The sequence below is a fragment of the Acinetobacter sp. SFB genome (assembly GCF_001647545.1).
Taxonomy (GTDB): Bacteria; Pseudomonadota; Gammaproteobacteria; order Pseudomonadales; family Moraxellaceae; genus Acinetobacter.
The window spans coordinates 172,614-197,708 of the sequence record NZ_LSZH01000014.1 but is presented as its reverse complement, the minus strand read 5'-3'; the positions used below and the strand labels follow the sequence as shown (position 1 = coordinate 197,708).

The window sequence follows — 25,095 nt, the reverse complement described above, 5'->3', positions numbered from 1 at the left end:
CTGCTTAGAATCATTTTGCTAAAATTAAAAAAGCGTACCGTAGTACGCTTTTTTAATGTCATTTAATCTTGGTGATTAAGCAATTTTAGCTTCTACTTGAGCTGCTAACATATGACCGGTTTCTTCAAAATTAGAGTGCCATGCCAGTGCTTCATGAAGAAGGTGAGGAGTTTGGCCACCACGTTCGCATGCACGAGTAAAGTAATCATTCAATGCATCACGGTACATTGGGTGAGCACAGTTATCAATGATTGCACGAGCACGTTCACGCGGTGCAAGACCACGTAAGTCCGCAAGCCCTTGTTCTGTTACCAATACGTCTACGTCATGACCTGTGTGGTCAATGTGAGAGGCAAATGGAACAACAGATGAGATATCGCCGCCTTTTGCAATTGATTTGGTAACGAATATTGCAATGTGTGCATTACGCGCGAAGTCGCCTGAACCACCGATACCGTTCATCATTTTTGTACCGCAAACGTGTGTTGAGTTTACGTTGCCGTAAATATCAAACTCGAGCGCAGTATTGATGCCAATAATCCCTAAACGACGAACAATTTCCGGGTGGTTTGAGATTTCTTGTGGACGAAGTACCAGTTTGTCTTTGTATGCTTCGAGGTTATTAAATACTTTTTCGCCGTATTTAGCCGAAAGCGTAATAGAACTTCCTGAAGCAAACTTCATTTTACCGGCATCGATTAATTCAAAGGTACAGTCTTGAAGGACTTCTGAATACATCACTAAATCTTCAAAGTTTGAATCTTTCAGACCGGTCAAAACAGCATTGGCAATAGAGCCAATACCTGCTTGTAATGGACCTAAGCTTCTTGGTAAACGCTCTTCTGCAACTTCTTTTTCGAAGAATGCGATCAAGTGATTGGCAATACCTTGAGTCTCATCATCTGGTTCAGTGACAGTTGATGGTGAGTCATGGAATTCACCGTTGATCACGATACCGACAATTTTAGACGGATCAATGTTAATTGCATGGGTGCCAATACGTTGATCCACTTCAGTCAATGGAATAGGCTGACGTGTTGGACGGTAACTCGGGATATAAATATCGTGTAAGCCTTCAAAAGCAGGGCTTAAATTGGTGTTGATTTCTACAATGACTTTTTCAGCAAAAATGGCAAAGCTTGCAGAGTTACCTACAGATGTGGTCGGGATGATGCCGCCATCTTCAGTAATCGCAACTGCTTCAATAATTGCAATATCCGGTTTTTTAAGCTGAAGGTTACGCATTTGTTCAACGGTTTCAGACAAATGCTGATCGATGAACATCACTTCGCCTTTGTTGATAGCTTTACGTAAAGTATTATCCACTTGGAAAGGTAGACGGCGAGCAAGCACACCCGCTTCAGTTAATTGTTTGTCTAAGTCGTTACCAAGACTCGCGCCAGTAATTAAAGTAATTTTCAAAGGATTACTGTGAGCTTGCTTTACAAGTGCCAAAGGAACAGCTTTCGCTTCACCTGCACGAGTAAATCCACTCATACCTACAGTCATACCATCTTGGATAAAAGTAGCAGCTTGTTCGGCACTCATGACTTTGTCATGAAGTGATGCTAAACGAATACGATCTAAAGACATGGTTTACGCTCAATTCTTGTTCAAAACTAGACGGATTGTACCGCCCTAAAAAGGAATTGTGCATGCCTGTTAGGCTAAGGTCTAATTTTTTGAAAAAATGTGGGTATAACAATTTTTTATGGTTTTTAGGGTATTGATTTTAAAAACATAAAAAACAACAGATTAATAGTTAAGCAAATCTGTTTGTTGGTTATTTGTTCAATTGTTAAAAGTGTTCAGTCAATGTTTGTTTAATTTTCCCCAAAGTGGTTGGGGTAACCTCGTCTTCTATTTTATTGTGAAGAATAGGTAAACAAATAAGCGCTTCCAACCCTCCTTGAGGGCGATTGTGAATGGTAAGTTGCCCCTGATGCATATCGACAATACGTTTTACAATAGCTAAACCCAAACCACTTCCTTGGATGGTACGGGCTTCATTGCCTCGTACAAAAGGTTGCATCAAGTCTTCAACCTGATCTTCAGGAATACCATCGCCATTGTCTGCAACACTAATAAAAATATGCTCATTTTCAACTTTGGCTGATAATTCAATGGGTTCAGCCCCATAGCGCTTCGAGTTATTAATTAAATTGCCAATCATACGTTTTAAAGACTGGCTACGGGCCTGAATGGGGGGGATATCTTGGGCCGTAAAACGAATATCTAAGGGTTTGAACTGAATGACTAATTCTTGCAACAGCATATTAATGTCTGTGTCTTGTAATTCTTCATCTGAGCCATCTCGCATGTATGAAATGAACTGCTCAAGAATTGCATCCATATCTTCGACATCATAAATCAGACCTTCTTTAAGAAAGTCTTCATCCGGCATCATTTCTGCACTTAAGCGAATTCGGGTCAAGGGTGTACGCAAGTCATGTGAAATTCCTGCCAACATAATACGGCGGTCACGCTCAGTCTGATCCAAGGTATAAATCATTTGATTAAAAGCTTGGTTTACTTCACGAATTTCTTGAGGACCATGGTTGGTTTCCAGATAAGGCGCAGAACCGGTTTTACTATAGTTATTTGCCGCATTTTGCAGACGACGTAGGGGCCGATTTAATTGGCGAACCAAGGTCAAAATAATGGCGGCGGCAATCAGTGGCACGCCGAGTAACCAGCCAAACACCAGTTCGGGGCTATAGTTGGCATAAGTTTTTAAGGGTTCACGCACCCAGTGCCCGTTCATTTCCGGAGTTTGAATCCAAATACGCGGGCTCGGTTTAAACTGGAAATAGACCGTTACTTTTTCAACTCTCAGTTCTTTGGCCAGCTTTTTCTCAATTTGGTTGGTAAAAAACTCGGCAATGACTTTGTCACGCACACTCGGATATTCTTTTGGATCGGTAATATATTCAATTCCGACGCGATTTTTTAACCAGGTATCGACATCCACTTCGGCATTATTATGAAAAATACGTAAATCTGGATTATTAATAATTTCTAGTTCAACCCCCAAATAACGTGCATGCTGCTGAATCTCGGGTAAATAAAGCGTACGCCAAAAGAACCATAACGACATAAATAAACTGAAGAATACAATGAATAATACGAGCACCGTGGTACGCATTGCAGCAGAACGCGGCTTAATTTTGTCAAAGAAACGTTCCGAGCGGGTTCGCTTCTTTTCCGAATAAGTCTCAAAATCAGTAAATTTCTGTGGGTCGATGGGTTCGAGTTTCACACCTGATTCCTATAGTGAATTTGGGGCGAACAGTTTAAGGCCAATAGCGGAGTCTCCCTGTTTGTACGTTTATTGGAAGGAACTCAACATGTTACTTTTTCGAAAAAAGTAACCAAAAACTTTTGCCATCCACAAAACCTGTTCACTGTTATCTGTTTACTTAGAGCATCGCAGAAACAATATTTATCGAATATCGAATATCGAATGAAGGGCAGGTTGTGAATGGCATGCATGCGTATCTAATCTCAGTTTGAATAACAAATGGCTTTGTATTCAAACATTGTAGTCATTATTCCGCGCCATCTGGAACAAAGACATAACCTACGCCCCAAACGGTTTGAATATAACGTGCACGGGCAGGGTTTTCTTCAACCAGACGACGTAAACGAGACACCTGGACGTCAATAGAGCGTTCCATCGCACCCCATTCACGACCACGAGCCAGATTCATTAATTTGTCACGCGTCAACGGTTCACGTGGATGTTGTACCAATGCTTTAAGTACGGCAAACTCACCTGTAGTCAGCGTTACCACTTGACCTTCACGGGTCAGGGTACGGGTTGATAAATCCAGTGACCATGGACCAAAGCTGACCACTTCCATGTGCTGGCTAGGTGCACCCGGCACTTCGCGTACTTGGCGACGCAATACTGCACGAATACGTGCTAACAGCTCATTTGGATTAAAGGGTTTTGGCAAGTAGTCATCTGCACCGGCTTCAAGTCCTGCAATACGGTCAGAGTCGCTGCCGCGTGCAGTCAGCATGATAATTGGTGTATCAATATTGGATTGACGCAAACGACGGCAAATACTGAGGCCATCTTCTACAGGTAACATAAAATCGAGCACGATCAGGGAGAAAAGTTCGCGCTGTAATAAACGATCCATTTGTGTTGCATCGTGTGCTGTTTTGACCACGAAGCCTTTATCTTCTAGAAAGCGCTGTAATAACGTACGTAAACGCACATCATCATCTACAACCAGAATGCGTTCGACGCGATCAGTTTCGTTTTGTACTGGATCTGTTTTTTCAGCAGGTACAACTAAACTCATGATATGCTCCTTTATTCTTTATTGTCATCGTAAACAAAAGTTCGGATAGCCTTGAGTATACGATTCATTTGTATCTGTTTACTATGCTCTAAAGCAACAAATATAGCAGGTAAAATCAAGACATAGATACCAAATGTATACATCAAAATCATAGTGAATTACGCTCAAGATGCAGATTAAAAAACGACTTATCACTTAATTTTGTAGGCAATTATAAAAGTCACATCGATTGGCAATATTGACCACTTATAAATTTAATAAAAACAATTGTGGATTTTATGGTCTTGGTCTTTATAATCATGCCATTTAGTACTTATCCTTGTGGGATCAAACACGATGACTGACTTAGTTCAGCAGTTAGCAAAAGAAATTGCCGTACGTCCAAATCAAGTAGAAGCTGCCATCAAGCTGATTGATGAAGGTGCAAGCGTTCCTTTTATTGCACGTTACCGTAAAGAAGTAACTCAGGGCTTAGACGATACGCAGTTACGCCAACTCGACACGCGTTTATCGTATCTGCGCGATTTATTTGAGCGCCGTGAAAAAGTGCTTGAATCTCTGAAAGAACAAAATAAATTGTCAGATGATTTACTGAATCGCATAAACGCTGCTGAAACCAAGAATGCTTTAGAAGAACTTTACGCGCCGTACCGTCCAAAACGTACCAGCAAATCCTTTAAAGCCAAAGAAGCAGGTTTGGGTCCAATCGCGGAAAAAATCTTTACAGAGCAAGTTGATCCAACTGAAGCTTTAGCTGGCTTTAGCCATGACGATTATCCAGATGTAGAAAGTCAGCTGGATGCGATCCAGCACATTCTGATTGATGACTGGGCGCAAAATATTGCGTTGACTACAGAATTAAAAGCGAGCTTTGCTAAAACCGCGGTTTTAAAAAGCGCAGTGGCAAGTGAAGATAAAAAAGAAGTCGGCAAGAAATTCCGCGATTACTTCGATTTCTCTGAAAACTTCAATAAAGTCCCTTCACACCGCTTGCTTGCCATGTTACGCGGCCGTCAGGAAAACGTATTGGGCTTAAAGGTTGATGGTGAAGATGATGCACTTTTGGCGCGTATTGAAACTGAATACAATCTTGATTCGGTTCAACCACAGGCGCGTGCAGATTACTTAAAACAGACTGCTAAGCTGTTCTGGTTAGGTAAGGTTCGTCCGCAAATTGAACATTCATTGTTGACTGAAAAACGTCTTGCCGCTGAAAGCGAGGCAATGGACGTATTTGCAGAAAACTTACGCCATTTATTGCTTTCTGCACCTGCAGGCGCGCGTACCACTTTAGGTGTTGATCCTGGCATCCGTACCGGCGTGAAATTGGCGGTGGTTAATGCTTCTGGGGATGTTGTTGCACACAGTACAATTTACCCATTTGCGCCAAAAGAAGACAAAGAAGGTTCAATTGCCGAACTTGCACGTCTGTGCCGTGAATTCAATGTCGATTTAATCGCGATTGGTAACGGCACTGCTAGCCGTGAAACAGAAGCGGTTATTGCAGAAATGATGGCGGCAAACCCAGACTTGAACCTTACGCGTGTTTCAGTATCTGAAGCAGGTGCATCGGTTTATTCTGCGTCTGAATTGGCCTCACAAGAATTGCCAGAGCTCGACGTTTCAATTCGTGGTGCAGTATCAATTGCACGTCGTTTACAAGATCCATTGGCTGAACTGGTGAAGATTGACCCTAAATCGATTGGTGTAGGTCAATATCAACATGACGTAAACCAAACAGGACTGGCGAAAACGCTTGAAGCTGTGGTTGAAGACTGTGTGAACTCGGTCGGTGTAGATGTCAATACTGCATCTCCTGCAGTCCTGTCGTATATCGCAGGTTTGAATAAATCGATTGCACAACAGATTTTTGAATACCGTAAAGAAAATGGTCGTTTTGACAACCGTCAAGCCTTGAAAAATGTACCACGTTTAGGTGAGCGTACTTTTGAACAGGCAGCAGGTTTCTTGCGTATTCAAGATGGTTCTGAACCATTGGATGCATCAGCCGTTCACCCTGAAAGCTATGCTTTGGTCAGCAAAATCGTTGAAGCAAAAGCAACCACGGTAAAAGACATCATCGGTAATTCTGAAATCATTCGTCAGGTAAATGCTGAAGAATTTGCAGATGACAAATTTGGTCTGCCAACGATTCAAGACGTACTGAGCGAACTTGAAAAACCGGGTCGTGACCCACGTCCAGAATTTCGTACTGCGAAGTTCCGTGAAGACATTACCGAAGTATCGCAATTGACTGAAGGCATGCAACTTGAAGGCGTGATTACCAATGTAACCAACTTCGGTGCATTTGTTGATGTGGGCGTACACCAAGACGGTTTGGTACATATTTCTGAACTTGCCAATGAATTTGTAGCAGATCCGCATAAAGTGGTGAAACCGGGGCAAATTGTTCAAGTGCGTGTATTGCAAGTAGATGCTGAACGTAATCGTGTCAACTTGTCTATGCGTCCTGAAGGGTCTGAAGCACCAGCGAAAGCACCACGTCAGCCACGCCGCGAGCAAAATGCTCCGACTGAGCAACGTGGTGAACGTAAGCCGCAAGCGAAGCGTCCGCAAACTGCGCGTCCTCAAGGAGACCGTCCACAAGGTCATAAAAAACCTCAAGCTGCTAAACCACAAGAGCAAAAAATTGGTGGTTTGGGTGCATTGTTATTACAAGCAGGAATTAAAGGTTCAAAATAATCTTTGATTGCTAAAAAAACCTCCCTATGGGGAGGTTTTTTCATCTCTATTAATACTTAATTGAAGTTCTAAACTATTTGACTGAATTTTATATAATTCAATATTTTCAATAGACTTAAACTGTTCTAGGCTAAGTAAATATTTAAAAAAATCACTATAAATTGTCTCTATAGACATATTTTTTTCTGCAATTTTCAAAAGTTTGTAGCCAACACTAGTTAATTTAAATAACTGTAAATTAAACTCCTTAGAAGATTTAAAACAAATTAAAAAAGGTTGATTAACGCTACGTCTATACCATTGACAATTTCTGCCATTTATAATTATTGGATTAGATGGCGCGCTCATACCATTCATATTATGTAAACTTTCAATTAGCCCAAAATCAACTAACTCCTCTAAATCATTTTCTGTGATATCAGGAAAATTGATTGATGACTTAAGAGTTTGTCCATCAACAACAAATAATTTTTCATGAATAATGTATTTTGAAAGATTAGTGAAATTTAGTAGATGATTTTTATTCATCATAGAAAAAGTATTAAGTACTAAATAATTTATAGAATTAGGTTGAGAAATTTCTTCGCTTAAAATATTTCCCCATAAATCTTGTAATTCATCTTCAGAAACCTCTTTACCATAATTCATCCATTTATTAAAAAATGTCTCTGAAATTTGCTCATCACTGATTTCTTCATCAGCTTTTTCAGATAAATGTTCATAAGCTTTACTTAAGCATTCACCTAAGTTTTCAGATTGGTTTTGATTATTCTGAGCAAGAATTAACCCTAAAGGAGAGGTAGGATTTCCAATTTGTTCTTCGATTAAAATAAATCTTTCATCTCTAAACTCTGCTAGACCTTGTTGAATAAGCTCAGCGTCTTTTTGATCTTGGGTCGTAGAAAGAGTTTCAAGCCGCTTTTGCTGAAGAATTTTTTTAGAAAAGAATAAATCTGTAAGTTTTCCCACACCCTTATTTACTGCTGTTGTTGCAATCCCAGTAGCAGCCTTAATAATTTCTTGTTCCATATTCATAGTTATTTGATTTAATTATTATTATCTTAACGAAAAACCTCCCATTTGGGAGGTTTTTTTATACCAGCTTTGGCACAATCCAACTGCAAATAATCAGCATAATACCCAAATGCCCTAATTTACGACTTACTTTTTCTAGTCTTGAAATTTGTACAGGAGACTGTTGAGCAGATCCTCTCAGTTTTATCGATGCCATCGACTTATTGAAATGTAAAAAGATAGCCAGATCGATACAAATTAAAATACTACCGACATCACTGACGATCTCCATCAATTGATAATCTTGTTGATAGAGAGAGGTTGCTATTCGGGAGCAAAGGAACAGGGCAAAAGCCAAACAGGCATATTGAAAAATAACAGCAGCAATCCGCATAAAAATCTAAAAGCAAAAAATGATGCCTGTTTATAACATAAAAAAGCCAGTCTCATGACTGGCCTTCATTTCAAAATATTTTACCAATGTTCACCCGGGAACAGACGTGCATACGCTTTTTGTACCCAATTCAATTTCTGTGGTTCACCCACCGAAGCTGAAGAGCTTGGGAACAGGTTATAACCAATCGACATCAACTTGTTATTGATATCTGGTGCGATAGAGTAGGTGATAGAAGCCAAACGGCCTAAGTGAGTCGCTACTTTCTTCGGACGTTTTACAATGGCATAAGCAATGAGATCTGCTGCCTGCTCCGGCGAAAGTGTAGGTACATATTTATAAATTTTGGTTGGTGCAATCATTGGGGTGCGTACCAATGGCATGTAAACCGAAGTAATCGCAATTTTATGCGAATGAACTTCTGCAGACAGACAGCGGCTGAATGCATCCAAGGCAGCTTTAGATGCGACATAAGCTGAAAAACGGGTCGCATTGGCCAATACACCGATTGAGCTGATATTAATAATATGACCATCGCGACGAATCATCATCTGCGGCAAAATATTCATCACCAAACGGATTGCGCCAAAGTAATTCAGTTGCATGGTGCGTTCAAAATCATGGAAACGATCGGACGATTCATGTACTGCACGGCGAATAGAACGTCCTGCATTATTAATTAAAATATCAATATGATCGACAGATTCTAAAACCTGTTTAGAAACTTCATCAATCGATTCCATGTTATTTAAATCACATGGAAACACTGAAGCCTGTCCACCTTTTGCTTCAATTTCTTGTTTAACTTGATCTAATGTGTCTTTGGTACGCGCCAACAATAAAACGTGTGCGCCTGCATCGGCAAGTTTATGTGCAGCAGTTAAGCCAATACCACTGGATGCACCTGTGATTAAAACCACTTTGCCGTTAACTCGATTTCGAAAGAGTTTCTCTAGTCTTGAATTCACGCTGTTTTTTCCTGATTTAAATAAAACTAAATTCTAGATTATGTTTTTTGTAGTTGATTATTTGGCTCAAAATATTGGGGAATTGAGCTCTTCTCATCTGGGTTATGATAACCAATGTTTAAAAAAAATCTATAAATAAGTTGTTGAATTTACAAATATAATTAGAGTAATTGCTCTATTATTGTTCTTCTTATTACTTAATTTCTACCATGATTTCAAAACAAAGCAAAGAGAAATAAGTAAAAAGTACTGAATAAATACAGAACTTTCTTCCCGATGAGGAAGAAAGTTCGATTTAAAATCGTTGACAAAATATTAAACTTGAGCCAGTGCCTGTTCCAAATCTGCAATTAAATCATCAATATGTTCAATCCCAACCGATAAGCGAACCATATCTGTGCTGACACCTGCAGACTTCAATTCTTCTTCATTCAACTGACGATGGGTGGTGGTCGCAGGGTGACAAGCCAGACTTTTTGCATCTCCAATATTCACCAGACGGGTAAAGAGTTGCAGCGCGTCAATAAAGCGAGTACCGCCTGCAAGACCATCTTGTACCCCAAAAGACAGAATTGCAGATGGTTTACCTTTCACATATTTTTGTGCCAAAGCATGCTGTGGGTGATCTTTCAGGCCAGCGTAATTGACCCATTTTACTTTAGGATGCTGCTTTAAATACTCCGCCACCTTTTGCGCATTTTCAGTATGACGCTCCATACGTAAATTCAAAGTTTCCAAACCTTGCAGAATCAGGAAGACGCTGAGAGGACTAATGGCGGCACCGGTATTGCGTAATGGCACCACACGGGCACGCGCGATATATGCTGCTTCACCTAAAGCTTCCACATAATTCACCCCGTGATAACTCGGATCAGGTGTATTCAGCACTTTGAAGCGTTCAGGATATTTGCCCCAAGGAAATTTACCGCTATCCACAATGGCACCGCCAATCGAATTGCCATGACCGCCAATATATTTGGTCAGTGAATGCACCACGATATCTGCGCCATGTTCAAAGGGTTTCAGCAGAGCAGGGGTGGCAACAGTGTTATCGACAACGACCGGAACGCCATATTCATGCGCAATTTTCGCAATCGCTTCCAGGTCGATGATATTCCCCAGTGGATTGCCGATGGATTCCACAAATACCAGTTTGGTTTTCTCATCAATCAGACCGCGTAGCGCTTCCGGATCTTGGTAATCAAAGAAACGGACTTCAATGCCTTGTTTTGGCAAAGTGTGTGCAAACAGGTTGTAAGTTCCGCCATATAAAGTCGAAACCGAGGCAATATTGTCGCCCACTTCGGCAATGGTCTGAATGGCATAGGTAATGGCTGACATGCCGGAAGCTAAAGCCAATGCACCAATACCGCCTTCGAGTGCAGCCAGGCGTTGCTCTAGAACCGCAGTAGTCGGATTCATAATACGGGTGTAGATATTGCCCTGAACCTTTAAATCAAATAAATCGGCCCCATGTTGAGTATTGTCAAAGGCATAAGATGTAGTCTGATAAATTGGTACAGCCACCGCTTTTGTGGTGGGGTCTGGACTATAGCCGGCATGAATGGCAAGGGTTTCGTCTTTATAGGTCATGTTTACTTCATCTTCGTGAGTTAAATTTGATCAAGTTTAGCATTTCTATATATGAATCAAAGTGCTATTTAAGTGAAATTGTTATCTGGAATATTTATATCAGTGATCATTTTTCACTTCAGCTTGAACCAGTTTCAGGTTGGGTTAATATGTTTAAAAAATAAACGTGTCCTGAGTTGTAACATTCTATTGAAGATGCGAGCTATGCCTTATTTTTTCAGCGCTTTCATCGTATAATGTCGGCAATTATTTGTTCGCATAATATTATGGTTATGCGAATGTTGTTTTTTCTATAGAGGAGTCCTACGTGGCCCAATATATTTACACGATGAACCGTGTGTCGAAGATGGTTCCGCCTAAGCGCGAAATCCTGAAAGACATCTCTTTATCATTTTTCCCAGGTGCAAAAATTGGTGTGCTTGGTTTAAACGGTGCAGGTAAATCGACCTTGCTTCGTATTATGGCGGGCGTAGATAAAGATTTCTCAGGTGAAGCACGTGCTCAACCGGGTATTAAAATCGGTTATCTTGAGCAGGAACCACCATTAGATCCAAATAAAGACGTTCGTGGTAACGTTGAAGATGGTTTACGTGAACCTCTAGATGCTTTGGCACGTCTGGATGAAGTATTTGCAGAATATGCAGCAGAAGATGCTGACTTTGATGCACTTGCCAAAGAACAAGAGAAGTTAGAAGCGATTATCCAGACTTGGGATGCACATAACCTAAGCAATCAAATGGATCAGGCAGCAGCTGCATTAAACCTTCCAGCTTGGGATGCAGATGTAAACCTGCTTTCAGGTGGTGAACGTCGCCGTGTTGCATTGTGTCGTTTATTGCTTTCTAAACCGGACATGTTGCTTCTTGATGAACCGACTAACCATTTAGATGCAGAATCTGTAACTTGGTTAGAACGTTTCTTGAAAGACTTTGCCGGTACAATTGTTGCGATTACGCATGACCGTTATTTCTTGGATAACGTGGCCGAGTGGATTCTGGAGCTTGACCGTGGACATGGTATTCCTTACCAAGGCAACTATTCGTCTTGGTTGGAACAGAAAAATGCCCGTTTAGAGCAAGAGAACAAGCAGGAAGAATCTTTTGCGAAAGCATTAAAGAAAGAACTTGAATGGGTTCGTTCAAATGCTAAAGGTCAGCAAAAGAAAAATAAAGCGCGTATGGAACGTTTTGAAGAGTTGAACTCTAAAGAATTCCAGCAACGTAACGAAACTTCTGAAATCTACATTCCACCTGGCCCACGCTTAGGGAACAAGGTGGTAGATGTTGAAGGCATTAGTAAATCATTTGATGGTCGTTTGCTTTATGAGAACTTAACCTTCTCTGTGCCACCGACTGCGATTGTAGGTATTGTTGGTCCTAACGGTGCAGGTAAAACCACACTGTTCCGTATGATGACCGGCGAGCAACAACCTGATACCGGTACGGTAACTCTGGGTGAGTCAGTTAAAGTGGCTTACGTAGGGCAGTTGCGTGATACTTTGGATGACAATAAAACCGTTTGGGAAGAAATTTCTGGTGGTTTAGATATCTTGAAAGTGGGCGATTACGAAATCGCATCACGTGCTTATATCGGTCGTTTCAACTTTAAAGGCCAAGATCAGCAAAAACGTGTTGGCAGCTTGTCTGGTGGTGAGCGTAACCGTCTGCAACTTGCAAAAGTCTTGCAGCAAGGCGCAAACGTAATCTTGCTGGATGAGCCATCAAACGACTTGGATATCGAAACGTTACGTGCGCTGGAGGATGCAATTCTTGTATTCCCGGGTACCGTAATGGTGGTATCGCATGACCGTTGGTTCCTAGACCGTATTGCAACACACATCTTGTCGTTTGAAAATGAACAGCCTGAATTCTATGCGGGTAACTATGCTGAATATGAAGCATATCGCCAGGCACGTTTAGGTGATGCTGCTGCACAAAAGCGTTCTAAATACAAAAAAATTGGTTAATTGCTTATTTTGATGTAAATAAAAAAACCAGCCTGAGGGCTGGTTTTTTTATTTACATTTTTTAGCAAAAGGCCAACCTGTCAAAAGCTTTTTGCAATTCCGCTTTCGCATCAGGATGACCTTGGTGTGCAGCTTGCTCTAAGCACTGCTCTGCATGAATATAGCTACGGACTAAACCTAACTGACCATTTAGATCGCTTAAACCCATTTTATATTGAGCTTCTTTATCTCCTCTTAATGCTGCGCGGAGGTAAAACCACATTGCATTACGTAGATCCTGACTTTCTTGAAGTGTTGAATTGGAGGTTTTTATTTATTTTTCAAATGAATGATTTGTAATTGGCTGTTTATAGAATATATAAATATTTTATTGGCTTTATAAAATTTAACCAGATAGTCATATGATGTTAAAACAGTGGTAATAAGTTAAATTATCTAAAAATAATAAGGAGCTTTAAAATGAGTACAGCTCACGGACATGATCATAGTCATGCGGTTGTGACCGAAAATAATGCCAAGAAATTAACCTTTGCCTTGGTGCTGACCACTACATTTTTAATTGTAGAAGTGATCGCCGGTTTTATTACGCAAAGTTTGGCTTTACTCTCTGATGCAGCCCATATGTTTACGGATGCTGCTGCGCTTGCGATAGCACTGGTGGCGATAAAAATAGGCAAGCTTCCTGCCGATAATAAGCGTACTTTTGGCTATCAGCGCTTTGAAATTCTGGCAGCTTTGTTTAATGCATCGATGCTATTTGTCGTGGCGATGTATATTTTGTATGAGGCCTATCAGCGTTTCTCCAATCCGCCTGAAATTCAAAGTGTGGGAATGATGATCGTGGCGATTATAGGCCTGATCATTAATCTGATTTCGATGAAAATTCTATTTTCAAGTAGTCAGGACAGTTTGAATATAAAAGGGGCATATTTGGAGGTCTTGAGTGATGCTGTAGGTTCTGTAGGCGTGTTTATTGGGGCAGTGATTATTTATTTCACTCACTGGGTTTGGGTTGATACCTTAATTGCGGTACTGATTGGTTTTTGGGTACTGCCTCGAACCTGGGTTTTATTGAAGCAAAGTATCAATATTTTGCTTGAAGGTGTGCCGGAAGAAATTGATATTGAAAAACTGCGTAATGATCTGCTGAGTTTAAAAGATGTCGAAAGTATTCATCAACTCAAGGTTTGGGCGATTACTTCGAAGAATGTGCATCTGACCGTACATTTGTATGCGCCACAGGCTGATCGTAATGCCCTGTATCAGCAGGCTTTGGAAATGTTAAGCCATATCCATGGCATTACTGAAATGACGCTACAAATTGAAGAGGATGAATGTCTTGCGCATTCATATGGTCAGCCGGATGACAATCCACAACAATCTCCTCATCAGCATGAAGATTCACATCAGCACGACGACTGAACATGGGGCTGATGTGAAAGCAGTTTTATTTTAAATTTCCCACTCGTGATTGCATTCACGACATTTCCATTTTTTTTGAGACTGCATAAAACCTTGCATCGAGATTCTAAAGTCGGGCAGGTCGCGGTAGAACAGAAAGCCTGCAATCAAACACAGTACAAATACCGCCACTGTTGCTGATTGCAGGGTAGTGCCGGCGCCATCGCCAAAAATCCACATTGCAATACTAATTAAAACCAACAGCAATAAGATGAAAACAGCAGGAATTAAAAAGACTAAACTTTTAGGGACTACTGGTCGTACCGCAGGTCCGCCGGATTGTGCAACAGGCATAATTTTAGGGCTTTGGCATTTTGGGCAACGGTATTGCATTGCAACTCCATAATTCTAATCTATGGGTTATTCTAATCGGAATGCCACAGAAAGCAAAAATATACTTGGCATCAGCACTATGAACGGAATAGGCAGCGCATGACGCTTCATTTGAACGTTCTGTTGTTATATTTTAAATGGTGAAAATATGTACTAAAATAAGTGTTTTGAATTAAAACTAGATTATTACTATGTGGTGGATTGCTTTTATTTTACTAGGAACATATATCGGTGGCATTTTTGGCTTATTGATTACCATAACGCTGTATATCTGTAGCTTGGCAGTTTCTCGTAAGTAACTGGGTAAGAATCAACTAAGAATCAGATGAGGTTGGTGAACCAGTTTTTTTACTGCTCGATTAATTGTGATTATACAGGTCGTAAAAAAGCCACTGAATAGGTCAGTGGCTTTTTTGAATTTGGCGTCCCTACGGGGATTCGAACCCCGGTTACCGCCGTGAAAGGGCGATGTCCTAGGCCTCTAGACGATAGGGACTTATCGAGGCAACACAGGTAAAACATGAGATGGTGGAGTCAAGGAGGATCGAACTCCTGACCTCTACAATGCCATTGTAGCGCTCTACCAACTGAGCTATGACCCCAGTCTGTGTGGACGCAATATTAGGGATATTGCGTCCACACGTCAACTATAAAATCACTTATGCTTCATCAACTGCGTCATTTTTCGGCAATTTTAAGCTTTCATTGAGTTTTTCCCAAACTTTTGCTTCTTTTTTACTCGGAACGCCAACAATTTCAAGTGCATGACGTAAACGGGAAAAAGTTAAATCAGGTCCAATGGTCACCATTGACTGCATAACCGGGGTTGAACTGGTCGAACCGGCAATGGCAATAAAGAAAGCAGGCATGAAATCACGAAGCTTAACTTCCATCTGAGTTGCCAAGTCCATTAATGTTTGGCTAACCGTATCGTTATTCCAGCTAAATAAGCTTTCTAAACGCCAAATCGCGAATTGCAGGCTTTGACGAACCTGTTCTTCAGACAATTTTTTGCTTTCAAATTGTTCTTTAGACAATTGCGGGAATTGGTTGAAGTAGAAGCCAGCCCAGTTCACCGCTTCAGACAGCAAGTTGATACGCGGTTGAATCGCAGCAGCAATGTCTTCCAACATTTTACGGTCTGCTTTCCAGGCCAAAAGTGTATTTAACAATTCAGCAGGAGAGAGCGCTTTAATCCACTGACCATTGAGCCAGTTGAGCTTTTCTACATCAAAGATTGGACCACCGAGCGATACACGCTTAATGTCGAAATGTTCAATCATTTCTGCCAAAGTGAATTTTTCACTTTCGTCCGGCATTGACCAGCCCATCCGGCCTAAATAGTTTAATAACGCCTCTGGAAGTACGCCGATGTCTTTATAGTAATTGATTGAAGTTGGGTTTTTACGTTTAGACAGTTTTGATTTATCCGGATTACGTAATAATGGCATGTGACAAAGCACAGGCATATTCCAACCAAAGTATTGGTACAATAATTGGTGTTTAGGTGCAGATGGAATCCATTCTTCACCACGGATCACATGGGTAATTTGCATTAAATGGTCATCGACCACATTGGCCAAATGGTACGTTGGCAAGCCATCGGTTTTAAGCAAAATTTGCATATCGACTTGCGCCCATGGAATTTCCACTTCGCCACGCAGCATATCGTCAAATTTACAGCTACCTTCAGCGGGTACTTTCATACGAATAACGTGCGCTTCGCCTGCAGCTAAACGACGTTGAACTTCATCTTCAGATAAAAGTAAACCACGACCGTCGTAACGTGGGCTTTCGCCGCGAGCTTGCTGTTCAGTACGCATCTGATCCAAATCTTCACTTGTTGCGAAGCAGTAAAATGCATGACCCTTTTCAACAAGTTCTAAAGCATATTTTTTATAGATGTCCATACGTTCAGATTGACGATATGGGGCATGAGGGCCACCAATATCGGGACCTTCTGACCAATTCAAACCTAACCAACGCAATGAATCTAAAATCATTTTTTCAGATTCAGGAGTTGAGCGAAGTTGATCGGTGTCTTCAATACGAAGAATAAACTCTCCACCATGCTGTTTGGCAAAACATAAGTTAAACAAGGCAATGTAGGCAGTGCCTACATGTGGGAAGCCTGTAGGAGAAGGGGCAATACGAGTACGAACAGTCATAATGAATATTTTTCAGAATGTGAATAGAAAGTATTATAACGAAAAAGCCTAATCATCTTAATGTTAAATTCGACATTGAGAGGATTAGGCTTCGTCTAAACTTCTTAAAGGGACAAGAAGTTCGGTATTAAGTTAAGAATTATTTTGCGGGAAAAATACTTGGACAAAACGGCTGAATTTTTGATTTTGAGCAGCAAAAAAGCTTTGTGTAGGTGCAGCTTTAATTTCAGTCAGGACTTTTAAATCATTGTCATTACGGAAAGTATTTGAACCTTGCTTTTGTTGTTGTAACGCTTTTTCAATCAGCGATGTTTTTTCAGGTAAAACACTGATTTTGGCATCGGTGGCTTTAATGGCAGCTGTATGACCGACTTGAGCCATCAAGCTTAAAGTTAGACTTAAACTCAATGCTGTTATAACTGGTGTAAATTTCATTTCCACATCCCCCTTTCTGGTCTGGAACTCTCTAGATTTTCTTTTTATATTCTAGTGATACTATTTAAACACATAAAAAAATATAAAAGTAGAATGGGGTCACACTTTCTTACAAAAGGATAAAAAACCCATTCAATGTAGCTCCTTTGTATCAAATAACTATGGAGACAACATGAAGATTTATAGCAAAGATGAAGATTCATACTGGTTTATGAGTCTTTTAGTATTAAAAATGCATAGAAAAGCATTTTAGTAGATATCCATAAAACTGATTTTTAATCAATAAAACAATATAAACATATGATTGTTAAAAATATTTTAGATTTATATAGTGCTTTTAATCATTAAGTACGAGTTTAAAATCATGAAAAAAATAATAGCATCTACAATTTTGGCGGTATTAGGGGGAATCACGTCACATAGCTTCGCTGCAAAAGATTTTCTCAACGTTTCCTATGATCCGACGCGTGAATTTTATCAAGAATATAATCAGGCATTTGGTGATTTCTGGAAACAGCGAACTGGACAAGAAGTGAATTTCAAACAATCCCATGGCGGTTCAGGCAAGCAAGCGCGTTCCGTGATTGATGGTTTACAAGCTGATGTGGTGACTCTGGCTTTGGCCAATGATATAGAAGAAATTGTAAATGCAGGTTTAATCAATAAAAACTGGCAAAAACAGTTCCCGAATAATTCAGCACCTTATACCTCGACTGTGGTGTTTTTGGTACGCAAAGGCAATCCTAAAAATATTAAAGACTGGAATGATTTAACCAAGCCAGGGGTAGAAATTATCACGCCAAATCCTAAAACAGGTGGCGCGCCACGCTGGATTTATCTTTCGGCTTGGGGCTATGCGCTAAAACAACCGGGCGGTAACGATGCCAAAGCCAAAGAGTTGGTGAAAAAGCTTTATCAAAACGTGAAAGTGCTGGATTCGGGTGCACGTGGTTCATTAACCACTTTTGCGGAACGTGGCATTGGCGATGTGTTGTTGTCTTGGGAAAATGAGGCCTTACTGGCAACTCAGGGTTTGGGTAAAGATAAATATCAGATTATTTATCCCTCTATTTCAATTTTGGCAGAGCCATCGGTCGCGATTGTCGATAAAAATGTGGATAAAGATGGTAACCGTAATTTAGCTAAAGGTTACCTGAATTATTTATATTCACCCAAGGGACAGGATTTGGCTGCACAATATTTCTTCCGTCCACGTAATCCGCAAATCGCAGCAAAATATGCGGCGCAATTTCCAAAAATCAAACTGTTTACCATTGGTGATGTGTTTGGTGGCTGGGCTAAAGCTCAAAAAACCCACTTTGTGAATGGTGCGATTTTCGATCAGATTTATAGTGAGAAAAACTAAATTTAATTGATGGTTAAAGATTTTTAGCAGAAGCGGATAATGATTATTATCCGTTTTTTGCATATATAATTCAGAAAACAGTATATATGCGAAATAAGTAAACTGTTTAATTTATTTTGAATAGAAACATGTATTTAATATTATGGTGAAGTATTTGGCTGAATGCACAAGGGTTTAATTCATTGCGATTTATGATTTTATTTCATATATTTAGCAGTAATGAAGATAACTAGTCTGTACTGTGATGAAAAATCAATTTAAAGCGTTATTCAGTGCGGCATTGCTGGCAACCGGCATTGCATTTACTGCAACCACTGCTCAGGCAGCAGATCGTGAATTTTTAAATGTATCTTATGATGCAACCCGTGAATTTTATGATGAATTTAATAAATCATTTGGGGCTTACTGGAAACAACGTACCGGTCATACGGTAAATTTCAAACAGTCGCACGGTGGTTCAGGTAAACAAGCGCGTTCAGTGGTAGATGGCTTACAAGCTGATGTGGTGACCCTGGCTTTGGCCAATGATATTGAAGAAATTGTTAAATCAGGTCAAATCCAGCCGGGTTGGCAAAAAGAGTTTCCATATAACTCTGCACCTTATACCTCTACCATCGTATTTATGGTGCGTAAAGGCAATCCAAAACAAATTAAAGACTGGTCTGATTTAACCAAACCGGGCGTACAAATTATTACCCCAAATCCGAAAACTGGTGGGTTGCCACGTTGGGTATATCTGTCTGCTTGGGGGTATGCACTTAAGCAACCGGGTGGTACTGATGCTAAAGCCAAAGAGTTCGTGGGTAAAATGTACCATAACGTAAAAGTAATGGACTCGGCTGCGCGCGCGTCAATGACCACTTTTGCTGAACGTGGCATTGGTGATGTATTGCTGACTTGGGAAAATGAAGCTCTGGTGACTCAAAAGAGCATAGGTAAAAATAAGTTCGACATTATCTATCCTTCAATGTCAATTTTGACTGAACCTTCAGTGGCAATTGTGGATAAAAATGTCGAAAAAGATGGCAATAAATGGTTAGCCAAAGGCTATATCAATTACTTGTACTCACCATTGGGTCAAGAAATGGCAGCAAAATATTTCTACCGTCCACGTAATCCAGAAGTGCTCGCTAAATATTCTGCTCAATTCCCTAAAATTAAAACCTTTACCATTGATGACGTGTTTGGTGGCTGGGCTCAAGCGCAAAAAACTCATTTTGTGAATGGGGCAACTTTCGATCAGATTTATAACACGCGTAAATAACTACTTGATCTCGCCTAAAAAAGCCTCCTGTATAGGGGGCTTTTTTATTTTTGATCGGACATATTTTAAAATTAAATTTTGAATTGAAAATATAACTTTACTTTGATTAATGACCCGTCCGACTTCAACCATGGTCATCATTTTTAGTCTGAATTTGCTGTTAGAGATAGGTTTTAAAATAAGCCCGAATTATACTGTAGCTCTAATTTTGATATGAGAAAACTAGAGATCTGAATGACCTGTCAAAGATAAACAACCAGAATATTCAGCTTGGTCTTTGAGTCGTTGATCATTGGTGTGGGGAAAAGCCTGATTTTAACAAACAATTTGCACCCGTATTGAGCTGTTAAAATGCGATAAGAGCACATGAAAGATGACTTAAATCTGCGTTGCATAAATCCAAGAACGGTTTTCTCTATAGAAAGTAATATTTCCCTACAAAAAGTCGTTTGGAGCTTTATCAAAACAAGGTAATAATGTGCAGTTAAATTTTTCATAGTATTGATTGAACCCTTATGTCGCATATTTCTGTATTACTTCACGAAACTGTTGATGCCTTATTGGCAGATCGAAATACAGGAATTTATGTCGATGGTACTTTTGGCCGAGGTGGTCATACCCGTTTTTTGCTTTCTAAATTAGATGAAAATGCACGTGTATACGGCTTTGATAAAGATCCGCAAGCGTTGGAAGCTGCAGCAATATTAGAGCAAGAAGATTCACGGTTTAAAATTATTCATGCCAGTTTTGCCGATTTAAAACAAGAACTTGAAGCGCGTGGCATTGGTTTGGTTGATGGGGTGATGGCAGATTTAGGGGTGTCATCTCCGCAGCTCGATCAGGCTGAACGCGGGTTTAGCTTTATGAAAGATGGGCCACTGGATATGCGGATGGACAATTCAAAAGGTCCGACTGCGGCTGAATGGCTGGTTAATATTGAAGAAGAAGCCTTGGCCAATGCTATTTTTCAATATGGTGAAGAGCGTTATAGTCGCCGTATTGCCAAAGCGATTAAAGCTGCGGGTTATATTGAAACGACTGCACAACTGGCTGAAATTGTGAAAGTTGCCCATCCGAAATGGGAAAAAAATAAACATGCAGCCACCCGGACTTTTCAGGGCATCCGTATTGCCATTAATAAAGAATTAGAAGATATTGAAGCATTCTTGCCGCAAGCAGTGGATGTACTAAAAACTGGGGGGCGTTTGGCTGTGATTAGTTTCCACTCCTTAGAAGATCGTTTAATTAAACAGTTTATTCAAAAAGAATCGACTTTAGCGGAAGATACCAGTTGGGGGATGCCACAAGAACGGGAAGATACTCGTCGTTTAAAGAAAATTTCCCGAGTACGTGCCAGTGAAGAAGAGATTAAAGCCAATTTTCGTTCACGTAGTGCATGGCTTAGAGTTGCAGAACGCTTAGCTTCGAAAGGCGAATAATGAAAACTGAAGTTGTTGAAAAGAAAACAGAAAAAGTGGCGATGAAAAAAACCATCAGTTATATCGTTTTACTGGTATTGGTTTTTTTTAGCGCACTTATGGTGGTGTTTCAAGTTTTTGAATATCGTCATGATTATCGTGAATTAAGTTCTTTTACGCGCGAAAAGGATGACCTGAATGCAGAGTGGGGGCGCTTGCTCATCGAGCAGCAAACCTTTGGTGCAACCGCGCAGATTGGCACACGTGCTGTGACGCAGTTGCGCATGTATTCACCCCCTGCAGCACAGACAGTTGTAATTTCTTTACCAATGACTTCAGACGAGAAAAAATAAGGCTAGCTGTAATATGGTGGACAACAGAAACAAGCAAGTGCGTAAAAAGCAGCAGCCGATTACGGATAAAAACACCCTAAGCGTGGATATGTGGCGTTTTTATCTGATGTGGAGTGTGGTTTTACTCTGCTTTATAGCTTTAGTGGGTCGTGCATTTTATGTACAGGTTATCAATAAAGACTTTTTGCAAAACAAAGCCAATGCCAATATTTTAAGAACGGAAAAGGTCAAGGCGATGCGCGGCGTGATTTATGATCGTCATGGTGTACCTTTGGCCATTAGTACGCCGGTCATGAAAGTGGTGATTGATCCGCGGGACTATTTTGAAACTAAAAAACAGTTTGATGAGATTACGGCTGAACTGGCTAAAGATCCCACTAACCGTAAGCTAAAACGTCAATTACCGGATAAAAACTTAAATCTGGATGAACTTGCCGATGCAGTGGGAATTGATCGTGCCGAGTTGAAAAAGAAAATGAACGAGAAACCTCGTTCACGTTATTTGGTTCTGCAAAAAGAAATTCCACCGCAGCAGGCTGAACTGATTGCCAAACGTGAGTTCCAAGGCGTTTATACGGAGAAAAACTATAAGCGTTATTATCCTCAACCTCAGCCGAATGCACAAATTATTGGCTTGACCAATAGTGAAGGGATCGGGATCGAAGGTCTGGAAATGCAGCTGAATGATGCTTTATCAGGGCAGGATGGCGCCCAACAAGTGGTACGCGACAAAAAAGGCAATCGTTTCAAAGATCCTGAAGTGACTAAAGAAGTTGAAGCTGGGGAAAATATCACCTTAAGTATTGATTCTCGTCTGCAATATATTATGTACCGTGAATTGACTGCTGCAGGGGTAGCCAATAATGCCCGTTCAGCGACTGCCATTGCAGTAGATATCAAAACGGGTGAAATTCTGGCCATGACCAGTTGGCCGTCTTATAACCCGAACGATAAAAAAAGTTTAGGCAATAAAGATGCCATGCGTAACCGTGGTGCGGTCGATTCATTTGAACCGGGTTCGACCATGAAACCCTTGACTGTCGCTATGGCGCTGGAAAGTGGCAAATACACGCCAAACTCAGTGGTAAATACTTCACCGGGCAGTATGCGTATTGGCAACCATACCATTCGTGATACGCATAACTATGGCGTACTCACTTTGGGTGGCATTATCCAGAAATCATCGAACGTCGGTGTTGCGAAACTTGCATTGTCCTTGCCTTATGCCACCTTACCGACTTTTTATAAGCGGGTAGGAATGGGGCAGCGTTCAGCAGTGAAATTCCCGGGGGAAAGTGGAGGCTTAATCTTGCCACCCAGCAAATGGAATGTCTCTGAAGTGGGCACCATGGCTTACGGTTATGGCCTGAATGCGACCGTGCTGCAAATTGCGGATGCCTATGCCATGCTTGCCAATAAAGGCGTCAAGGTTCCTTTAAGTTTATATAAATTAGACCAGCCTCCGAAGGGTGAGCAAATCATTGATGCGAAAATTGCCGATCAAGTATTGTTGATGATGGAAACAGCGACATTGCCAGGTGGAACGGCTACACGTGCCACTATTCCGGGCTATCGTGTGGCCGGTAAAACGGGTACTGCACATAAGCTACGTGCTGACCGTAAAGGTTATTCAACCAGCGAATATCGTGCTTTATTTGCCGGTGTTGCACCGGTGAGCGATCCGCGTTTGGCCATGATTGTCGTGGTGGAAAATCCCCAAGGTTCTTACTATGGGGGGACGGTATCTGCGCCTGTATTCGCACGGGTCATGCAAGAATCGCTACGTTTAATGAATGTGCCTTTAGATAGACCTTTAGATATTCCCAAAATTCAGTAACAGGTGATGAATGTCCATTACATTTCAAGATCTCTACACCGCTGACAAAATCACTGAATGGATGACCAAACCATTCAGTGGCTTTGCTTTAGATAGCCGTAACGTTGAGTCAGGGCAAATTTTTATTGCCCTGAATAGTTTTTCTCAACCGCAAAAAACCTTGCAGTTTGCACAGTCAGCTTTGGCAAACGGTGCTATGGCTGTGGTGAGTGAAGCCGATTTAGGCTTGGATAATAGTGTGGTTGTGCCGAATGTCCGTCATCTGATGGGAGCGTGGCAAAAGCAATATTTACAAGCGACTCAGCCCATACCAGCGCCCCGAATTCTTGCGGTGACAGGAACCAATGGTAAAACCACCATCTCACGACTTGTTGCTGAATTATTAATGTTGCAGGGAAAAAAATGTGCAGTAATGGGAACCACGGGTAACGGGATTTTACCGAATCTGGAAGCGTCTTCGCATACCACATTAGATGCATTACACCTGCAAAATGCCTTGCATAGCTATGCACAGCAAGGTGCTGAATTTGCTGCGATTGAAGCCAGCTCACATGGTCTGGAACAAGGCCGTTTAAATGGCTGTGATATTGAAATTGCAGCCTACAGTAATTTAAGCCGTGATCATCTGGATTATCACGGTACGCTTGAAGCCTATGCTGAAGCCAAGTCACGCTTATTCAAATTTCCAACTTTGAAAGTGGCAATTATCAATATCGATGATGAACATGCCCAGATCATGATTGATGCAGCAAAAACCAATCCTGCACAACCGAAAATTCTGACTTATTCAACCACGCAGCCAGCGGATTATCAGGTTGAAAATATTCAATACAGTTTAAATGGTGCACACTTTAAATTGATTACCCAACAGGGTGAGTTTGACGTTCAGAGTCCATTGCTGGGTCACTTTAATATCGAAAACCTAGTGGCAAGTTTGGTGACTGCGGAGCAAGCTGGCTTTGATCTTGCTACACTGATTTCAACCATTGCACAATTGAAAGGTGCGCCGGGTCGGATGCAGGTGATTCGTGACGAAGATCGATTATTTGTGGTGGATTATGCCCATACACCAGATGCCTTAATTCAGGTACTCAAAACCTTAAAACGTCATGTATCCAATCAGTTGTGGGCAGTATTTGGCTGTGGTGGAGATCGTGATCGTGGCAAGCGTCCACTCATGACTCAAGCAGCACTCAATGGCGCAGATATTGCCTTGATTACTTCAGATAATCCACGTACTGAAAATCCAGAACAAATCTTTGCTGACATGAAAGCGGGTATCGATTTTTCAGCATATGCGGTGCATGAAATTCGTGACCGTCGTGAAGCGATTAAATTTGCCGTGCAAAAAGCCCAAGCAGGCGATATTGTCGTTATTGCAGGTAAAGGTCATGAAAATTATCAAGAAATTGACGGTGTGCGTCACTGGTTTGATGATGTAATCGAAGTGCAATCGGCAATTGCTACCCAACATCACACAGCAGATTCAGCTTATCCGGCTCAATAGGA

The 25,095-nt window shown here is 41.0% G+C and carries 19 protein-coding genes, 2 tRNA genes and 1 pseudogene; 9 read left to right on the top strand and 13 right to left on the bottom strand.

What is annotated here, in order from left to right:
- Positions 1-75: 75 nt before the first annotated feature.
- From scpC to ompR, 3 genes are all read right to left on the bottom strand, one after another.
- Positions 76-1,593, bottom strand: a complete 1,518-nt coding sequence (gene scpC / locus AY606_RS12180) for a succinyl-CoA:acetate CoA-transferase ScpC (protein WP_067868952.1) — start codon at positions 1,591-1,593, stop codon at positions 76-78.
- 205 nt (positions 1,594-1,798) lie between these two features.
- Positions 1,799-3,259: an ATP-binding protein gene (locus AY606_RS12175; RefSeq protein WP_067868948.1), complete on the bottom strand. Its 1,461-nt coding sequence runs from the start codon at positions 3,257-3,259 to the stop codon at positions 1,799-1,801.
- A gap of 289 nt (positions 3,260-3,548) precedes the next feature.
- The gene (gene ompR, locus AY606_RS12170; protein ID WP_067726874.1) at positions 3,549-4,313 is read right to left on the bottom strand and encodes an osmolarity response regulator transcription factor OmpR; all 765 of its coding nucleotides are present in this window, start codon (positions 4,311-4,313) and stop codon (positions 3,549-3,551) included.
- Positions 4,314-4,649: 336 nt separating this feature from the next.
- Between ompR and AY606_RS12165 the strand changes: the two genes are divergently transcribed.
- Positions 4,650-7,016 carry a Tex family protein gene (locus tag AY606_RS12165; RefSeq protein WP_067868946.1) on the top strand — a complete coding sequence of 789 codons (2,367 nt, stop codon included), beginning with the start codon at positions 4,650-4,652 and terminating at the stop codon, positions 7,014-7,016.
- A 24-nt stretch (positions 7,017-7,040) separates the two neighbouring features.
- On the opposite strand, the gene AY606_RS12160 is transcribed toward AY606_RS12165, so the two are convergent.
- The 4 genes from AY606_RS12160 to AY606_RS12145 form a co-directional block, all read right to left on the bottom strand.
- Entirely contained in the window at positions 7,041-8,051 is a 1,011-nt protein-coding gene (locus tag AY606_RS12160) for a DUF2806 domain-containing protein (protein ID WP_067868944.1), read from the bottom strand.
- A gap of 58 nt (positions 8,052-8,109) precedes the next feature.
- Positions 8,110-8,424: a hypothetical protein gene (locus AY606_RS12155; protein WP_067868942.1), complete on the bottom strand. Its 315-nt coding sequence runs from the start codon at positions 8,422-8,424 to the stop codon at positions 8,110-8,112.
- An 80-nt stretch (positions 8,425-8,504) separates the two neighbouring features.
- Positions 8,505-9,392: an SDR family NAD(P)-dependent oxidoreductase gene (locus AY606_RS12150; RefSeq protein ID WP_067868940.1), complete on the bottom strand. Its 888-nt coding sequence runs from the start codon at positions 9,390-9,392 to the stop codon at positions 8,505-8,507.
- Positions 9,393-9,707: 315 nt separating this feature from the next.
- The gene (locus AY606_RS12145) at positions 9,708-10,985 is read right to left on the bottom strand and encodes an O-acetylhomoserine aminocarboxypropyltransferase/cysteine synthase family protein (protein ID WP_067868937.1); all 1,278 of its coding nucleotides are present in this window, start codon (positions 10,983-10,985) and stop codon (positions 9,708-9,710) included.
- Positions 10,986-11,292: 307 nt separating this feature from the next.
- On the opposite strand from AY606_RS12145, the gene ettA reads away from it, so the two are divergent.
- Positions 11,293-12,951: an energy-dependent translational throttle protein EttA gene (ettA, locus tag AY606_RS12140; protein WP_067868934.1), complete on the top strand. Its 1,659-nt coding sequence runs from the start codon at positions 11,293-11,295 to the stop codon at positions 12,949-12,951.
- 61 nt (positions 12,952-13,012) lie between these two features.
- Here the strand turns inward: ettA and AY606_RS12135 are convergent.
- A pseudogene (locus AY606_RS12135) lies at positions 13,013-13,222 on the bottom strand (hypothetical protein); the annotation flags it as partial.
- 188 nt (positions 13,223-13,410) lie between these two features.
- Here AY606_RS12135 and AY606_RS12130 point away from each other — a divergent pair.
- Positions 13,411-14,373 (top strand): cation diffusion facilitator family transporter, encoded by a 963-nt coding sequence (locus AY606_RS12130; RefSeq protein WP_067868931.1) that lies wholly within the window; start codon positions 13,411-13,413, stop codon positions 14,371-14,373.
- 30 nt (positions 14,374-14,403) lie between these two features.
- Here AY606_RS12130 and AY606_RS12125 read toward each other — a convergent pair whose 3' ends face one another.
- The 5 genes from AY606_RS12125 to AY606_RS12105 form a co-directional block, all read right to left on the bottom strand.
- Positions 14,404-14,745 (bottom strand): zinc-ribbon domain-containing protein, encoded by a 342-nt coding sequence (locus tag AY606_RS12125; RefSeq protein WP_067868927.1) that lies wholly within the window; start codon positions 14,743-14,745, stop codon positions 14,404-14,406.
- Between the two features lie 420 nt (positions 14,746-15,165).
- Positions 15,166-15,241: transfer RNA gene (locus tag AY606_RS12120), tRNA-Glu, on the bottom strand.
- Positions 15,242-15,271: 30 nt separating this feature from the next.
- Positions 15,272-15,347: transfer RNA gene (locus tag AY606_RS12115), tRNA-Ala, on the bottom strand.
- A 57-nt stretch (positions 15,348-15,404) separates the two neighbouring features.
- Positions 15,405-16,913, bottom strand: a complete 1,509-nt coding sequence (gene gltX / locus AY606_RS12110; protein WP_067868924.1) for a glutamate--tRNA ligase — start codon at positions 16,911-16,913, stop codon at positions 15,405-15,407.
- Positions 16,914-17,045: 132 nt separating this feature from the next.
- Positions 17,046-17,348, bottom strand: a complete 303-nt coding sequence (locus AY606_RS12105; RefSeq protein ID WP_067868922.1) for a hypothetical protein — start codon at positions 17,346-17,348, stop codon at positions 17,046-17,048.
- A 364-nt stretch (positions 17,349-17,712) separates the two neighbouring features.
- Between AY606_RS12105 and AY606_RS12100 the strand changes: the two genes are divergently transcribed.
- The 6 genes from AY606_RS12100 (at position 17,713) to AY606_RS12075 (ending at position 25,093) form a co-directional block, all read left to right on the top strand.
- Entirely contained in the window at positions 17,713-18,714 is a 1,002-nt protein-coding gene (locus AY606_RS12100; RefSeq protein WP_067868920.1) for a sulfate ABC transporter substrate-binding protein, read from the top strand.
- A 244-nt stretch (positions 18,715-18,958) separates the two neighbouring features.
- Positions 18,959-19,978 carry a sulfate ABC transporter substrate-binding protein gene (locus tag AY606_RS12095; RefSeq protein WP_067868918.1) on the top strand — a complete coding sequence of 340 codons (1,020 nt, stop codon included), beginning with the start codon at positions 18,959-18,961 and terminating at the stop codon, positions 19,976-19,978.
- A gap of 515 nt (positions 19,979-20,493) precedes the next feature.
- Complete coding sequence (rsmH, locus tag AY606_RS12090) at positions 20,494-21,417, top strand: 16S rRNA (cytosine(1402)-N(4))-methyltransferase RsmH (protein WP_067868917.1); 924 nt, start codon at positions 20,494-20,496, stop codon at positions 21,415-21,417.
- The gene (gene ftsL, locus AY606_RS12085; RefSeq protein ID WP_067868915.1) at positions 21,417-21,749 is read left to right on the top strand and encodes a cell division protein FtsL; all 333 of its coding nucleotides are present in this window, start codon (positions 21,417-21,419) and stop codon (positions 21,747-21,749) included. The genes rsmH and ftsL overlap by 1 nt, the downstream gene beginning before the upstream one ends.
- 13 nt (positions 21,750-21,762) lie before the next feature.
- Positions 21,763-23,586 (top strand): penicillin-binding protein PBP3, encoded by a 1,824-nt coding sequence (ftsI, locus tag AY606_RS12080; protein ID WP_067868913.1) that lies wholly within the window; start codon positions 21,763-21,765, stop codon positions 23,584-23,586.
- A gap of 10 nt (positions 23,587-23,596) precedes the next feature.
- Positions 23,597-25,093 (top strand): UDP-N-acetylmuramoyl-L-alanyl-D-glutamate--2,6-diaminopimelate ligase, encoded by a 1,497-nt coding sequence (locus AY606_RS12075; RefSeq protein ID WP_067868911.1) that lies wholly within the window; start codon positions 23,597-23,599, stop codon positions 25,091-25,093.
- The last annotated feature ends 2 nt before the right edge of the window (positions 25,094-25,095 follow it).